Consider the following 16,564-nt stretch of genomic DNA (forward strand, 5'->3'; position numbering starts at 1 on the left):
GAGAGGGGAAGGTGGGATCGGGCGCGCAGCGCCCGATCCCACCTTCCCCGGTCACGCCATGACACTTGTCATTTCGACCGGAAAATTTGCGGAGCAAATTTGGAGGGAGAAATCTATCACCACATATTTTTCACCGTTAAATTATGTTAACGATAAAACAAGCGCTTTTTTTGGCCGTACCTTTTTTTTGTAAAATCAAATAAATAATCAAGCCTATGGATATAGTAGTTGAAAACTTAACCAAAGTATTCGGGACACAAAGGGCTGTCGATGACATCTCTTTTCGTGTAAACACGGGTGAAGTGTTGGGGTTTCTGGGACCCAATGGTGCCGGAAAAACCACCACCATGAAAGCTATCACCACCTATCTCTACCCAACTTCGGGCGACGTTCGTGTGGGTGAATACTCCATTCATGAGCACCCCGAAGAGATCAAAAAACGCATCGGTTACCTGCCCGAAAGTAACCCTTTGTATCAGGAGATGCCCATACTGGATTATCTCCGGTTTGTAGCCCGGCTACAAGGCATCGAAAAGTCACGCATCAAAGAGAAGATTCTTGAGATGGTGCATGTTTGTGGTCTGGAAGGAGAGAAGCACAAAAAAATTGGTGAACTTTCCAAGGGTTACAGGCAGCGTGTAGGACTGGCGCAAGCGCTCATCCACGACCCCGAAGTGCTCATCCTCGACGAGCCTACCTCCGGCCTCGATCCTAACCAAATTGTCGAAATCCGTGAGTTGATAAAAAAGATCGGCCGCGAAAAAACGGTCATCCTCAGCTCTCACATTTTAGCTGAGGTTGAAGCTACCTGCGACCGCATCATGATTATTAACAAAGGTAAAATTGTTGCCGATGGCAGTGCCGAAACGCTCCGGAAACAGGCGCAGGGCAAAGAGCTGATGCGGGTGCAGATTGATACCGAGCTTACCGACGCTAATGCAACCGAGATTTTCGACAAGCTGCGCATGCTCGAGAGTGTGGAGATGGTGGACATCATTAGCAGCGCCGAAAAACGCTTCGAGGTGCAAAGCAGATCCGACATGTCGTCGGTCAGAGGCATCTTTAAAATGTGCGTTGCCAACGACTGGATTCTTACGCGGCTTTCGCCTATCGAAACAAAACTTGAGGATGTTTTTAGAGAACTCACGTTGAGTTAAATTCCAAAATCAAAGGACAAAAAACAAATAAATCCCAAATGACAAATGCCTGGTTTAAAATAATAGATTCTGAGCGAAACGCAGTGGAGCGAAGAATCTATTTATGGAAAATTATTTTGCCGAACAACAGTGATTTTAAACATTGAATTTTATTTGGAAGTTGGGATTTTGGAAATGAGTTTTCCCTTTAACAGTATATTTTAATTGTGAATTTTAAAAATTATTAAAACAATGAAACAGATTTGGGTAATAACTACCAGGGAGTTGCAGTCGTTTTTCGATTCGCTGACGGCCTACATCATGCTGATCGCCTTTCTGGCATTTAGCGGCCTGTTCACATGGCTCTATGGCTCCGACATCTTTTTTATAAAACAGGCCAGCTTACAAGCGTTTTTTGGTGTGGCCTACTGGACGTTGTTCTTTTTTATTCCGGCGCTCACTATGCGGCAGTTTGCCGAAGAAAACAAAACCGGCACCATTGAGCTGCTGCTCACACGCCCGGTGCGCGACTGGCAGGTGGTGACGGGGAAGTTCCTGGCCACACTGCTGCTCATCATCATAGCGCTGGCTTTTACGCTGCCCTATTACATCACGGTGGCCAACCTGGGCAACATCGATCACGGCGCCACTATTTCCGGCTACCTCGGTCTGATTCTGATCAGCGCAGCCTATGTTAGCATCGGCCTCTTTACAAGCAGCATTTCCAACAACCAGATTGTGGGCTTCATGCTGGCGTTGGCCATCGGAATTTTGTTTCACTTCCTGTTTGCGTTTTTGGCTTATGGCGCCAGCGGCATCGTAGGCGACGTGTTGTATTATCTGAGCGTCGGCAACCATTTCGAGTCGATAGCGCGCGGAGTAATCGACAGCAAAGACATCGTCTTCTTCCTGTCGATCATCTTCCTGGGGCTTATTAGTACCGAGGCCATGTTACAGAAAAACAGGAATTAATAAACTATTAAAAAAAGATAATTGAAGATATGAAAAAGAAGAATTCTATAGCCTCTCAATTGATCCTCATCGCCGTAGCCTTGGTGTTTCTGAATGTGCTTTCGGAGAAATATTTTTTGCGGCTCGACTTCACAGCCGACAAAATCTACACCATGAGCAATGCCACCAAGGATATTCTCAGGTCGCTGGATGAGCCGGTTACCATTACGGCTTATTTTACGCGCGGCAGCCAGCAGGAGATTGAGAAAGCCCGCAACGATTTTAAAGATATGCTTATCGAATATGCGGCCATTTCTGACGGGTTGGTGAATTATGAATTTATTAATCCCAACGAAGACGAGGAGGCCGAGCAACAGGCCATGCAGGCAGGCATTCAGCCGCTGGTGATAAGCGTACGCGAAAAAGATCAGGTGAAGCAGCAAAAAGTTTATCTGGGGGCTAAAGTAGTGATGGGCGAACGCACCGATATTATTCCTGTGATACAGCCCGGCGCTGCCATGGAGTATGCCCTGTCGAGCTCCATCAAAAAGCTGGCTGTAATCGACAAACCCGTGATTGGATTTGTTCAGGGCAACGGCGAGCCTTCCCTCAACGCCCTGCCGCAAGCCATGCAACAGTTGCAGGTGCTTTACGATATTCAGCCGGTAAATCTTACCGATGCTGCTGCCGACTTGTCGCAGTATAAAACATTGGCCATTGTGGCTCCCACCGATTCGTTTCCGCAACAGGCGCTTGGCATGATCGACAGATATTTGGCTGGTGGCGGAAATCTTTATATAGCTTACAACAACTTTATCGGCGATTTCCAGGCAATGCGCGGCAACAAAACGAACAGCAACCTGCGCGACTGGCTGCTGGCGAAAGGCCTGAAAGTGGAAAACAACTGTGTGTTAGATGCAACAGCCGGCACTGTGGGCGTACGCCAGCAAACCGGATATATGACCTTTACACGACAGATTCCTTTTCCTTACTGGCCGCTGATCCGCAAATTCCAGGACGATATGCCCATCACCGAAGGCCTCGAGCAGGTGATGTTGCAATTGGCGAGTACAATTACTTATCAGGGCGATACATCCCTTACCTACAAGCCATTTTTGTTTACTAGCGACAAATCGGGAACGCTGCCATTGCCGGTATTTTTTGATGTGCAGAAACAATGGGACAACAGCGATTTCCCGTTGAAGGAGCTTACCGTTGGCGCCATTCTCAAAGGTCGGATGGGCGGCAGTAGCCCCGCTTCGATTGTTTTGATTGGCGATGGCGATTTTGCTGTCAATGGTGAAGGACAGGAAGCACAGCAGCGTCAGCCCGACAATGTCAGCCTGATGGTGAATTCCATCGACTATCTCTCCGACGACACCGGATTGATCGAATTGCGCACAAAAGAAGTTACCTCGCGTCCACTCAAAGAAATAGACGAAGCCAAACGTAGTTGGATAAAATGGATAAACTTTGCTTTGCCGCTTTTGCTGGTGGTAATTTATGGAATCATCCGTATGCAGGTAAGAAGAAGAAAACGCATCAAAAGAATGGAGGAAGGTTATGTTTAAAAAATTAAATGTCAAAACGCTCGTCGTCATCCTTATCATCCTGGCAGCCATTTATACGATTGCCGAGATGACAGGTGGCCGCGATCGTTCGTTTCGTAATGTTTTGGTAGAAGTCGATACCACCGACGTCGAAAGTATTTACATTCGACCGGCAGGCGGTGCTTTGCCTATTATCCTCCACCGGACCAGTGTGGGTGCCTGGGAGGTGAGTGGTCAGGACAAAAGCTATCCTGCCGATATCGGTATGGTGCGCAGTATCCTGGCGCAGTTTACGCTGATGAAACCAGAACGCGTCGCCGCTACCACCGAGAAAAAATGGGCTGAATTTGAACTCAACGACTCGCTGGCAACACGCGTCACGCTCAAAGGTGCTGGCGAAGAACTTGCCGACCTGATGATCGGGAAATTCTCTTACACCCAGCCACCACAAACACAGGCTCAGCAAAACCCTTATCAGCAGCAGCAGCGCGGCAAAATGACCAGCTACGTGCGCCTCACCGACGAAAAGCCTGTTTATGCCGTCGAAGGATTTCTAAAGATGGCTTACCAGGATGATGTGAATGCCTATCGCAACAAAAGCCTTGTAAAAGTTACGCCCAACGATATCTCTGCCCTCAACTATACATTTCCTGATCGCGTCATCAACCTCGAAAAAGCCGACGGTCACTGGATGATGAACGGACAACCCGCCGACTCGGCAGCCATGGTGAAATATCTCAACAAACTTTCGCGGCTCAATAGCTCCGCTTTTGCTGATGCATCAGTGGTTAAAACCGGCAGCGCCACGCACAGGCTTTCTTTAGAAGGCAGCAACTTTGCGCCCGTAACTGTTGAGGCTTGGCCTGTTGCCGACACGACAATAGGTTATGTCGTCACATCTTCGGCCAATCCCGGAGCAGAATTTGACGGAAGCAACGCCCGATTGTTTGAAACCATCTTCGTAGAAGAGCCGGTGTTTTTGGGAGCGGAGAAGTAGGAAAATCGCATGGCGTTTGGCGCAAGGCGCAACACTAGATTACTGTTTTCTTACGGCATACCATAGTCAATAAGGGATGCCAACCCTGCAAGGGATGGCATCCCTGGATCACTTGCGCCTTGCGCTCTGTTCTTTGTGCCCTGCTCTCTATGCCATGCGCTATGCTCCTGCTGCAATAAAATTTAGAATCAATCCCATTGAAATATCTTCTACCTTTGGCGTTCAATTTAATTTTCCAGGCAAATGAAGGCTCCTGTCATCACATCGGATAACGCATTTCACCACGGCACATCTGCGGTAAGGGTGAGTTCTGAGAATGGAAAATTAAAAAGGATGATTATGTGATCCGCCCCACCTTGCGTTTTGGATTAGATAATCCAGGAGGCATGGACAATCCGTGGGAACCTTTATGGAATACATGGAAGCAAAAGTATTTGTATTATCCAAAAATAATAATTATGAAGCGATTAAAAGCGGTTACAAAGGATAAAAATGGCAATCCAACCTACAATATGTGCGTGACGGAAGCGGATATTGATTGGATGCTTGCCGGTCGGTTGTTAAAGAAAGCCAATGCCGGGGACAAGGCAGCGGCCAAGGAATTGAAAAAAATGAATGATACAAAATTAACGTTTTTCACGCTTGAAGAGATTGAAGCGTCACGGAAAATAGCAGAAATGCGTAAACAAGAAAGGGAGATGATAATCATAGATGATAGTGAATTACAATGGGATGCTTTTAGTTTGACTTGTTATACATGCGCGCATCTAACGGATAAGTCACCGGCCAATCGGACATGCCCGGCGTTCCCAAAAGGGATACCGATGGACATTTGGAATGGGCACAACCCGCATACCGAAATATACAAAGGGCAGGTTGGTAATTTCGTGTATGAAAAGGAATAAGTGTACCAACACATATAATAAAACGTTATTCAAATTCAATAAAGCCAATCCCTCTTAAAAATAATCTCTACCGCTTCACATCCCCCCTTCCACGAATCTTAAAATCATGAATCAAATTGCTGGTGCTAATTACAACCTCGGGGAAATCAACCAACAGCCGCGGGTTTCCAATTACTCCGGGTATAAAAACTGTGTGCTGCTGGATTGCAATTACATCGAGGCTGTCGAGAGTGTGGTCGGCGTTGGCGTCGGCGGCAGCCAGGGCGGCTCCGGTAAGCGTAAATCCAGGAATGCTATCCAGATGCAAAGCCACCGCCAGTGCATCGGTTGAGTTGATGATGCCAAAGCTATTTTCCGATACATCAACGCGCAGATGATATACGCCGCTTGCCAGATTTTCAAAACGGTAATAGCCGGTCGAATCTGTGACAACCGAACTGACAGCTCTTCCTGTGGCATCGCGCAGTGACATGCTCACGCCGATGGCCGGACTTTGCAGCGTGTCGTCCCATTGCGCTATTCCCGACAAGGAATAAAGATCGTGCGTGATGGCTTTGATGCACAAATCGTACGGAGAGCCTGTGTTGTGCCCGATCGGATACCAGGCTGTCGGCCAGATGTCGGGATCAGGGGCAATCCAAAAGCGTCCGGTTTCGATGTGTGGCATGGCATAGCCGGCGATGGTATCTTCGACGGCGATGGGCCACTGGTCGTCGGGGTCGTTGCTGTTATAGCAAATCTCAACATAAAAATCCTGCCCTGTCGGCAGATAAATCGTTGTGTCGAGATCGAAGGTATAATAGCCCGGCAATTCTACGTCTTGCATTTGCATCGCGCCAAGCCATCCCGAAAGGGAATCAGAAAAAGTATCGTAAACATTGATGGTGACGCTGCTGGTGGCCGAAACTACAAAAGTTCCGATTTGCGAAAGGCTGGTAGCTTTTTCGGCGCCATCGAAATGCACCAGACCGCAGCCTTTGCTGTTGCCAAAGCCGACGCCCCAGTATCCGCCAATATCGTCGTATTGATGGATGGTTGCCGTCGGATCGAATACATCTGCCTGCGGCCAGTAGCCGTTATATTTGGTAAATTGGCTATCGTTGTATGAAATGTAATAATAGCCGCCCTGTCCAAAGGAAGCGCCGTAGGTGTTGCGTACAATCCAGGCACCTGTGCCGCCGGCGGTGGTGAGCGTGTCGTTCCAGCCCACGATAACGCCGGCGTGGTTTACGGCGTGGCTGCCGCCATAAAAATAGGTGGCGTTGGTCGAATTGAGATAGTCATAACTAAAATAGAGCAAGCTCCACACCGGTCCGTATTGCAGAACGGTTTGCTTGATATATTGCGCGTCCTGTGGTGGCGGGTAGCGCGACTGGCCGATATAAAATTGCGGTGAAAACTGTGTGGGGCAATCATTGTTGCTGCTGGTACCGCCCGGATATGGGTCTTCGGTTTCGAGATAAGGCCCTGCGGCACGCGCAAAATATGCTGACGACATCCAGTGGTTGCCGTTGGTGTTGCGCGGCGGGATATATCCGTGGCAAAATTTCAGATTGTTGTCGGAAAGGTTGTATTCGCCAAAGCCAAGCATCATCAGGCGGGCTTCGATGGTGCCCATCGTTGAGTAGGCCCAGCATCCGCCCGTCGACTGACTTTTTACGGGAGTAAGCCACGCCGAGTCACGAATATCATAAACCGATGGCAAATCGCGAAGCCGCTCATAATGAAAATTTGCATATACATCGTGCGCCGGCATTTCCAGGGGTAGAATGATGCCATTGTCTTGCATCTCCTGAAGCTCTTCCGCATTGATTTTATAAGCTGTATCCGCAGGAGCTTTTTCGGGAACGGGCTGCGCCAGCAATCCTGCGGCTATTAATAAAGAAGCTATTGCTAAAAAAATGTGCTTCATCGGTGTTGAATTACAATTTTAAAAACCATTTGTTGTGGCCTTTCACCAGCAGGTTTCAGCGAAAGCTGTAAAAGATATATACCTTCGGGAATGCCGGCCATGGAGAGACTACTGCCTGGGTTTTGAATTTCCATCACTTTTCTTCCAAATAAGTCTGTCAAAATCGCTGTGTTTATTGCCGGGGCTATTTGATCATTAATTATGATGTTTATCCGGTCGTCGGCGGGGTTGGGAGAAACGGTAATGAAAGGCTTCGCGGCAGATTGCTCATCAATTGCAGCAGGCGGCGCTGTCGTGCCTTTAAAATAAGTGAGTCCGCCGGAATAGTTGCCAACGATCATGTCGGGATAAGCATCGTCGTCGAGGTGCGCAATGGCCACAGCGCTGCGCAGCCCTTCGTCGATCCACAAATAATTCTGCATCTCCAGGTGGTATTTCCCGAAAGGGTCTTCGTCTATACGATCATAAAAATAGATTTCTCCAAATTCGGAGCCTACAAACAGATAAGTGGTTCCGGAGGCATCGCGGTAAAAATGTGGAACGCTATAACCAAAAATGCTTAGATTCGGGTTGGTAACATTCACGCCTCCGAGGCTGTCGGTGATGTGCACAAAATTTGGTGCAGCAGCCGTACCCTGATTTTGATAAAAAGAAATTCTGCCATCTCTTTTTCCGATTATCAAATCCTTGCGGCCGTCCTTATCCAGATCGAAAAGCTGAGGAGCGCTGTAAGCGCCTACGTCAATCTGCTGATAGAAGGTATCGGCCAATTCAAAGTGTGCATTTTGGCCTTGCGCGGCAATGTTGACGTAATAAAACAGGGTTCCTTCGGCATTGCCCACGAGCATATCCTCGTTACCGTCGCCGTCCAGGTCGGCAAAGGCTGGCACAGCGGCAAAAGGAGCTTTTCCGCCGGGAGTGGCAGCTGCAGGAAGTTCTACAAAGTGGCGGTCGACCAGCCGGAAAGAAGGTTCGGTAGTAGTGCCGGTGTTCACCAGCAACGCCAGTTGTGCGCGGTAATCGCAATAAAGATTCAAACCGAGGCCGTAGTAGGTGCTGTCGAGATAGCCGAAGTTGCCCACCATGATGTCCATCAGCCCGTCGTTATTATAATCGAAGAAAGCAGGGTAGGCGCCCGCGCCAAAGTCGAGCATCTGATCTTGCAAAAAGTCGGTTTGTATTAATTCAAAATCCGGCTGATTGGTCTGGCCTTTATTTTCATAAAGCCACACATTGTTGTGATACTGCGATTTTACCAGGCTGGGATCGAATGGTGAAACGATCAGATCCTTTACTCCATCGTTGTTCACATCCAGATAACTCATCACTGGAAACGACCAAAGATGGATGGGTACGTCGTAATCAGGAAAGCTAAAAGTATGACTTGTCATCAGCGGAAGCTCCGGTGTGCCGCCATTGATGAGCAGTGCAGGCGCTGGGTAATCTACGTCGCCCAGCAGCAGGTCGGGCAGGCCGTCGCCATTATTATCAAAAATAAGGAAAGTGGAGCCGGTGTGTTTGGGTTCTGAGTTAGGCCAAATCCACTTTCTTTCGCCAAAACAAGTGTCGAGGTAGATCACGTTGGATTCTTCGCTTTCGGCAAAGCGGCCCCAGCAGCGGTTGGTACGTCTGAAGATCAGCGAGTCGGGGGTTCCGTATCTTTCCATCGATTCGTTGAGGTGCATCTCCACAAACGCTCCCAGCCCCCAAAAGGTGAGAATATCCAGGTCGCCGTCGCCGTCTAAATCGACGATGGCGGGAAAGTCGGCGTAGGTCACCAACACATTCACATAGCCGTTGCCCTGAAATGATTTCAGATAAGGATATACCACGCGCTCAAACAGCGCAGAGGTGTCGCCGGTGTTGCGATAAACCTGTATGCCGGCGTAGCTTTTGGAATAGGCAAAGATGTCGTTTCGCCCGTCGCCATTGTAATCGGCAAAGATCACCCAGTCGTCGAAATGGGGCAGCCTGCGGGCGAGCGATGGTGCAAAAACATAATTCGTTTGTCCGGCGCTGCCTTCATTTTTGTAGGTAAGCGTGCGGTTGCCGTGCCGGTCGAAGACAACAAGTTCGGGTTTGCCATCACCGTCGAGGTCGATTTCACCAAACTGGCAAGCGTTCATTCCACCTGCCCAGGCGGCTTCCAGCCGTTGCCCAAGGCTGTCGGTAACGGTGATGCTTTGTTTTTTTTGAAAACCAAAGGGCAACACATACTGGCTTTGTGCAGGCATCGCTGAAAGCAGGCAGCAGGCGCAAACCAGCACAAAAGCCTTGATAGATTTTGATATTAAAAATTTGATCGACATCGCGCAAAGATAATTTTATTGGAAACAGCCAAAGAGGTTTTTTAAATGACCCTCAGGGATTGTTGTTATCTTTGTTTTTTAACAAAAAAGCAATTGCTTGTGATGAGAAACTTCTTTCTGTTTTTTCTATTAATAGCTGGTCTAACTCTATCATCCGTTGTCGATGCTCAAAATCCTCCTCCTTACGCTCATCCTGAAAACACTGTTGGTCAAGCCAAATTTGTGAACGATTCGACGCACTATTTTTATGGAAATGCCTTTGGTCAGGAGTGGTTCCTGGGCAGGATTTTTCGTGTGGAGCAGATCAACAATGCAGGCAATGTTGCGGCTTCCGCCGAATATGTTTACGACACGCTGCGCTACCAATGGTACAAGCAAAGCCGCTTTGAGGCAACATATACCAACGACACGCTTTATCGTAGCTTGTTTACTTACGTGCGCCGCTGGCCGGGCGATGAATGGCTGCTGAGCGATTCGATAGCTTTTGATGCCAATGGTAAGCCGCGGATAAGCTGGCTGAAAGGGTGGGATGAAGTTAAGCAGAAATTTGTCAGGGGCCAGCGCACCGAAACGCTTTACGACGAGAAACAGCGCCCGCACCAGGTCTGGGTTCAGGCCTACGATACCGTTACCGGGAATTGGACCAAAGATTATTATTTGCAAATAGATTACAACCTGCATGGCCTGGATTCGCTCCGTCATTATCACCGATGGCACGCGCAGCAGCAGCAATGGATCGATAGTTTGCGCATCATTACCACCTACGACGAAAATCTACATTTAGACCAGATCATTCACCAGCTTTACGAAAATACCTGGATCAACTTTCAGCGATACGACTATTTTTTTGATGCAAATGACCGCATCAGTAAGCTGTATCAATACGAATATGATGAAGTGCAGCAAAGCTGGAAGTACAAATATTTCACAAGCTATATTTACAGCCCTGGCCAGCAGGAGCGCATCCAGCAACTGTGGGACGGCAGCGAGTGGCTTAACCGGTCGAAAGTTACCACCATTTATCAGCAGGAGTTGCCCGGCGAAGTTTTCACCTATTACTGGTCGTACAGTGCCAACCAATGGGCCACCGCCAGCCTTGCCGTTTCCGAATACGACACCGCCGACAACAAAACATTGTACACTTTTTATTCGTGGGATGAGTACAACTTGAAGTGGCGTAATTTTTACAAACAGCAGTTTTTCTGGTCATGGTTTACGCCGCAGGCTATCAAGGAGCCTCCTGTTGCCCGTTTCCGGGTTTTCCCCAATCCGGCGGTAAACATTATCACGTTGCAAATGGTTGGAAACACAACGGAAAGAAAGCCTTGCCTTATGACAATTTTTTCGGCTAACGGCAGGCTGGTGATGCAGCAAGAGGTGTTGGATAACCAGATGCAAATAGACATTTCAGCGCTGCCAGCCGGACATTATCTGCTTTCCATTGCCGGCGAAAAAGGAACAGGAGCCGTTATTTTTATCAAAAGATAAATCAGATCATTTTATTAATAAAGAAAACAACCCAAAAAAGATGGCCAAAATATTAGTGATTGACGACGAACGCAGCATCCGCAACACGTTGCGCGATATTCTGGAATACGAAAATTACAAAGTTGATGACGCCGAGAATGGCATAGAAGGTTTGAAGCTGGTCAACAGCCGCAAGTACGACGTGATTCTGCTCGACATCAAGATGCCCCAGATGGACGGCCTGGAAGTACTCGACCACATCATGAAAATTACCGACACGCCGGTGGTGATGATCTCCGGGCACGGTACCATCGAAACGGCTGTGGACGCCATCAAGAAAGGAGCTTACGACTATATTGCCAAGCCGCTCGACCTCAACCGGCTGCTCATCACTATCCGCAATGCGCTGGATAAATCTACATTGATAAAAGAAACCAAGACGCTGAAGCAGGAAACGGCGCAGACCTGGGAAATGATTGGCCAGTCGGATGCGATGATGCAGGTAAAAGAGCTGATTGACCGCGTGGCGCCCACCAACGCGCGGGTGTTGATACAAGGCAGCAACGGTACGGGTAAAGAGCTGGTGGCGCAATGGCTGCACCACAAAAGTCAACGTGCACAGGCGCCCTTTATCGAAGTCAATTGCGCAGCCATCCCAAGCGAACTCATCGAGAGCCAGCTTTTTGGCCATGAAAAGGGTTCGTTTACTTCGGCCATCAAACAACGCAAAGGTGATTTTGAGCTGGCGCATGGAGGCACGCTTTTCCTCGACGAGATCGGCGACATGAGCGTCTCGGCACAAGCCAAGGTGCTGCGGGCACTGCAGGAAAACAAGATAACACGCGTGGGCGGCGAAAAAGAGATTGTTGTGGACGTGCGGATCATTGCTGCCACCAACAAACACCTGAGTGAAGAGATAGAGCAGGGGCGCTTTCGCGAAGACCTCTATCACCGGCTAAGTGTAATCATCATCGAGGTGCCCGATCTGAGTCAGCGCCATGGTGACATCCCGCTGCTGGCGCAGCATTTTATGGAAGAGGTAGCACCAAAAATGGGAAGGGCACCTTTGGCCTTTTCGGCTGAAGCCATGGAAGAACTTGAAAACTACAACTGGACGGGCAACGTGCGGGAACTGCGCAATGTGGTGGAACGGCTGGCCATCCTCTGCGACAAAGAGGTGACAGCGGAAGATGTGAGCCGCTACGTGCATCCGCTGGGATAGTTTCTTTAAATTTCAAATACCAAATGCCTAATAAATCCACGGATGTGTTCAGCTTAGGCTGCGGCGGCTGCGGTGGCTGAGCTTGTCGAAGCCAGCTTGTCGAAGCCTGCCTAATTTGAATATATTTTTGCAGGCTGTGCCTGCTTTTTCCATTTTGTGGACAGGCACAGCCTGTAAAAATAAAGCGGACGAGGTACAACCTCGTCCAAACGCTGGCGTTTATCTCTGACTTTCGAGCGTCCAAAGGACCTCGAAACGTCAAAAGAAAAGTTACCGACTTTCGTAAAGTTTTAGGACAGGAGGGCGAAACGTCAAATAATCATGTTTTCATTTTTTCTACTTTTGCAGCTTGTTATGGCAAACATTATCGAGATAAAAAATAAAAAAGCTTCTTACCAATATTTTCTGGTGGAGGAGCTTACCGCTGGCATGCAGCTTACGGGTACCGAGATAAAATCGATACGCCTGGGCAGAGCCAACATCGGCGACGCGTTTTGCGCTTTCAAAGGTGACGAGCTGTTTGTGAAAGATATGCATGTGGCCGTTTATACTTTCGGAAGCATTTACAACCACGAGCCTAAGCGCGACCGCAAGCTGCTGCTCAACCGCCGTGAGCTGAAGAAATTAGCTACCAAAGTAAACGAGAAAGGTTTTACCATCATCCCGGTGTTGTTGTTTGTAAACGAAAAAGGCCTGGCCAAGCTCAATATCGCGCTGGCACGCGGAAAACATTATTACGACAAACGCGAGACCATCAAAAGGAAAGATGTGGAGCGCGACATGGACAGAGCCGGGATGTAATTTTATTTTTGGAATGGGTAAACAGAAACAAGTGTTTTTGAGTTATTAATCCAATTGTTCCAAATTTTTATTAGAAAAGAAATTATGAAAAAGATATTTTCAGTTTTATTAATCGGCACGCTCTTGTTTGCTTACGGTACGCTACAAGCACAGCAGGAAGCCACGATAAAATGGTACACCATGGAGGAGGCCATCGCGCTGAACAAGAAAGAGCAGAAGAAATTCTTTGTCGATCTCTACACCGATTGGTGCGGCTGGTGCAAGAAGATGGATTCCAATACTTTTTCCGATCCGGTGATAGCCAAATATATGAACGAAAATTTCTGGCCCGTAAAATTTGATGCCGAAGGCAGCGACCCTGTCACCGTAAACGGCCAGACCTTCGTAAATCCAAACCCCGACAAAAAGCGCTCGGCACACCAACTGGCCATAGCTTTGCTCAATGGAAAGATGTCGTACCCGTCGTTTGCCTTTTTGGATCAGGAGACAAGACTTATCACCATACTGCCCGGCTACAACACGCCCGAAAAGATCGAACCCGTGCTTCACTTCATTGTTGAAGAGGCCTATAAGAATGAGTCGTTTCAGGATTTCCAGGTATCCTTTAAAGGGAGTTTTAATAAATAGGCAAGGCGCATGGCGCAGAGTGCAGTCGGCAGTTCACAGCCCAAAGTAAGCATTTCGTAGTAAGTAAATCCACTACTCGGTGGGATGCAATCCTCGACCGAAGGGAGAGGATGGCAACCCAAATCTTCCCGCTAAGACATTGTGTTTAAATATTTTTGAGTAATCCTATCATCAGGGCTGGCATCCCTCGCGTGGCTCACAACTCACGCCCATTTCTCACCTATCATCTCTGTTTGCTGCCGCCTGAGAACTGAAGACTTTTTCTTTTCATTTCTGTATTAATATTAGTTTAGTGGATCGTAAATAAAATACAAGCTGATGAATATTGACGAATTGAAGAAGAGCTTTATAAGCCGCTACGGCGGGACAGCGCAAGGGCTGGAAGTGTTTTTTGCGCCCGGGCGTATCAATCTTATCGGTGAGCATACCGACTACAACAATGGCTATGTGCTGCCGTGCGCCATCAATTTCGGCACGTATCTGCTGGCGCGTCCCAACACGGAACAAGTGTTGCGGCTGGCGTCCGAAAATTTCGATTATGCGGCGGAGGTTGCGCTTGGGAAACCTTTTTCCCGTCAGGGCGATCATTGGGTGAATTATCCTTTGGGAGTTTATGACCAATTTGCACAGCGCAAGGTGAAAGTGCAGGGCGTCGATCTGCTTTATTATGGTAACATTCCCAATGGCGCCGGGCTTTCGTCGTCAGCTTCTATCGAGGTGGTGACAGCAGTAATGCTCAACGATCAGGCGCGGGCAGATTTGCCGATGATGGAGCTGGTGAAGCTTTCACAGCAGGCCGAGAATCAGTTTGTGGGCGTCAACTGCGGTATTATGGATCAGTTTGCGGTGGGTTTTGGTAAAAAAGATCATGCCTTGTTTCTCGACATTTCTACCATGAGATATGAGTTGGTGCCGCTGAAGCTGGGGGATTATTGCATCATCGTGGCCAACACCAACAAGCGCCGTGGCCTTGCCGACAGCAAATATAACGAGCGTGTGAAGGAGTGCCAGAAAGCTGTGGAAGATCTCAGCAAGATACGTCCCATCAATTTTTTGAGCGACATGACCTCTCAGGAGTTCCTCGGCGTAAAGCATCTTATCTCCGACACCAACATCCGCAAACGCGCCACGCACATCCTTTCCGAAAATCATCGGGTGCTGGATGCGGTGGAAGCTCTGCGACTGGGCGACCTGCCGCTGCTCGGCCAACTTATGAATGCTTCGCACAACTCCCTGCGCCACGACTACGAAGTGACCGGCCCGGAGCTTGACGCACTAGCGGAGGCCGCACGAAACACCCCCGGCGTGCTTGGTTCACGTATGACAGGCGCCGGCTTTGGTGGATGTACCATCAGTCTGGTGCAAAAAGATGCCAAAGAGAATTTTAAAGAAAACGTTGCGCAGAAATACCATCAGGCCATCGGTTTGCAAGCCGATTTTTATGAGATAGAACCCGGCGATGGTGCAAGAAAATTATCATAGCACAAAAAACCAACAACACCGTGGGAAACAAGAATAAGCACAACAAAGAAAAAGTGGAAGAGAACCATTATGAAAACCAACCCGAGAAGCGTCAGGAGAAGAATCATGAGGAGCATCCCGACGAGCATCACGAGGAGCAACCACCGCTGACGGATGAGTTTTACGAAGCTGAATTGCAGCGATTGCAGGTAGAGCTGACAAAGCTGCAAGAGTGGATCAAGTTGAAAGGGCTGCGCGTGGTGGTGGTTTTCGAGGGGCGCGACGCTGCCGGCAAAGGCGGTACCATCAAGCGCATTTTGCAAAGTCTCAACCCGCGCGTCTGTCGTGTGGTGGCGCTGGGCATGCCCACCGAGCGCGAAATGACGCAGTGGTATTTCCAGCGTTATGTGCCGCATCTGCCCGCTGCCGGCGAGATGGTGCTCTTCGACCGGAGCTGGTACAACCGCGCCGGCGTTGAGCGTGTAATGGGCTACTGCACCGACGAGCAATACTGGGAGTTTCTGCGTTCTTGTCCCAACTTCGAGCGCATGCTCATCCGTTCGGGTTTGATCATGATCAAATATTGGTTTTCGGTGAGTGTGGAAGAGCAGGAGCGACGGTTCCAGGCACGCATCAACGACCCTACCAAGTGGTGGAAACTTAGCCCCATGGACATGGAGTCGCGGCAACGCTGGGTGGAATACTCACGCGCCAAAGACGAGATGTTTTCCTACACCGACACCAAGGTATCGCCGTGGTTTGTGGTGCCTTCCGACGACAAGAAAAAGGCGCGTCTCAACTGCATCAGCCATCTGCTGAGCAAAATACCCTACCAGGACCTGATGCCCGAACACTTCGAGCTGCCCGAACGTCCCGATGGCAAAGGCTACATGCGCCCGCCCATGAGCGAGCAGACTTTTGTGCCGGAGGTGTATTAGCCGTGAATCCTGTAATGAATGATGACAACCCTGAGGGGATGCCTTATTTAGAATGGAAAAATCAAGGGTGAGCAGTCAAAGCACATGAGTTTTATACCTACATTTGGCGCCTATAATTTAGGCTTTGCGCAAATGGTTCAAATTTCAGATTGTTTGGATAATGAAACTCACGTCGGAAAACCGATAGTAAGTCTGGGTTTTGAGAAGGATCACTGTTTCATCAGCAATGATAAAAGACTTACCAGCAGTAATTGGAGTCAAATTACGGGGTTTGCTACGTACTTTCCA

The 16,564-nt window shown here is 48.7% G+C and carries 13 protein-coding genes; 11 read left to right on the forward strand and 2 right to left on the reverse strand.

The genetic code is table 11. The annotated features are described in order from the left end of the window. Nucleotides 1-215: 215 nt before the first annotated feature. The 5 genes from VFC92_10585 (at nucleotide 216) to VFC92_10605 (ending at nucleotide 5,539) form a co-directional block, all read left to right on the forward strand. Nucleotides 216-1,157: an ATP-binding cassette domain-containing protein gene (locus VFC92_10585; GenBank protein ID HZK08634.1), complete on the forward strand. Its 942-nt coding sequence runs from the start codon at nucleotides 216-218 to the stop codon at nucleotides 1,155-1,157. A gap of 231 nt (nucleotides 1,158-1,388) precedes the next feature. Then, on the forward strand, nucleotides 1,389-2,108 hold the full coding sequence (locus VFC92_10590; protein HZK08635.1) for an ABC transporter permease subunit: 720 nt from the start codon (nucleotides 1,389-1,391) through the stop codon (nucleotides 2,106-2,108). A gap of 29 nt (nucleotides 2,109-2,137) precedes the next feature. Continuing rightward, nucleotides 2,138-3,658, forward strand: a complete 1,521-nt coding sequence (locus tag VFC92_10595) for a GldG family protein (GenBank protein HZK08636.1) — start codon at nucleotides 2,138-2,140, stop codon at nucleotides 3,656-3,658. Further along, complete coding sequence (locus tag VFC92_10600; GenBank protein HZK08637.1) at nucleotides 3,651-4,634, forward strand: DUF4340 domain-containing protein; 984 nt, start codon at nucleotides 3,651-3,653, stop codon at nucleotides 4,632-4,634. Before VFC92_10595 ends, VFC92_10600 begins: the two co-directional genes overlap by 8 nt. Before the next feature lie 341 nt (nucleotides 4,635-4,975). Next, nucleotides 4,976-5,539, forward strand: a complete 564-nt coding sequence (locus tag VFC92_10605; GenBank protein ID HZK08638.1) for a hypothetical protein — start codon at nucleotides 4,976-4,978, stop codon at nucleotides 5,537-5,539. Between the two features lie 67 nt (nucleotides 5,540-5,606). Here the strand turns inward: VFC92_10605 and VFC92_10610 are convergent, their stop codons facing one another. Further along, nucleotides 5,607-7,451 (reverse strand): C1 family peptidase, encoded by a 1,845-nt coding sequence (locus tag VFC92_10610; protein ID HZK08639.1) that lies wholly within the window; start codon nucleotides 7,449-7,451, stop codon nucleotides 5,607-5,609. Then, the gene (locus VFC92_10615) at nucleotides 7,448-9,760 is read right to left on the reverse strand and encodes a T9SS type A sorting domain-containing protein (GenBank protein HZK08640.1); all 2,313 of its coding nucleotides are present in this window, start codon (nucleotides 9,758-9,760) and stop codon (nucleotides 7,448-7,450) included. Before VFC92_10615 ends, VFC92_10610 begins: the two co-directional genes overlap by 4 nt. A 102-nt stretch (nucleotides 9,761-9,862) precedes the next feature. On the opposite strand from VFC92_10615, the gene VFC92_10620 reads away from it, so the two are divergent. From VFC92_10620 to ppk2, 6 genes are all read left to right on the forward strand, one after another. Next, on the forward strand, nucleotides 9,863-11,248 hold the full coding sequence (locus tag VFC92_10620; GenBank protein HZK08641.1) for a T9SS type A sorting domain-containing protein: 1,386 nt from the start codon (nucleotides 9,863-9,865) through the stop codon (nucleotides 11,246-11,248). Between the two features lie 40 nt (nucleotides 11,249-11,288). Then, complete coding sequence (locus VFC92_10625; GenBank protein HZK08642.1) at nucleotides 11,289-12,449, forward strand: sigma-54 dependent transcriptional regulator; 1,161 nt, start codon at nucleotides 11,289-11,291, stop codon at nucleotides 12,447-12,449. A 354-nt stretch (nucleotides 12,450-12,803) separates the two neighbouring features. Next, entirely contained in the window at nucleotides 12,804-13,250 is a 447-nt protein-coding gene (gene smpB, locus VFC92_10630) for an SsrA-binding protein SmpB (GenBank protein ID HZK08643.1), read from the forward strand. Between the two features lie 84 nt (nucleotides 13,251-13,334). Continuing rightward, nucleotides 13,335-13,877 (forward strand): DUF255 domain-containing protein, encoded by a 543-nt coding sequence (locus VFC92_10635; protein ID HZK08644.1) that lies wholly within the window; start codon nucleotides 13,335-13,337, stop codon nucleotides 13,875-13,877. Nucleotides 13,878-14,195: 318 nt separating this feature from the next. Then, nucleotides 14,196-15,359 (forward strand): galactokinase, encoded by a 1,164-nt coding sequence (locus VFC92_10640; protein HZK08645.1) that lies wholly within the window; start codon nucleotides 14,196-14,198, stop codon nucleotides 15,357-15,359. 20 nt (nucleotides 15,360-15,379) lie between these two features. Continuing rightward, on the forward strand, nucleotides 15,380-16,276 hold the full coding sequence (gene ppk2 / locus VFC92_10645) for a polyphosphate kinase 2 (protein ID HZK08646.1): 897 nt from the start codon (nucleotides 15,380-15,382) through the stop codon (nucleotides 16,274-16,276). Nucleotides 16,277-16,564: the final 288 nt, after the last annotated feature.

The organism is Bacteroidales bacterium (assembly GCA_035647615.1).
GTDB lineage: Bacteria > Bacteroidota > Bacteroidia > Bacteroidales > 4484-276 > SABY01.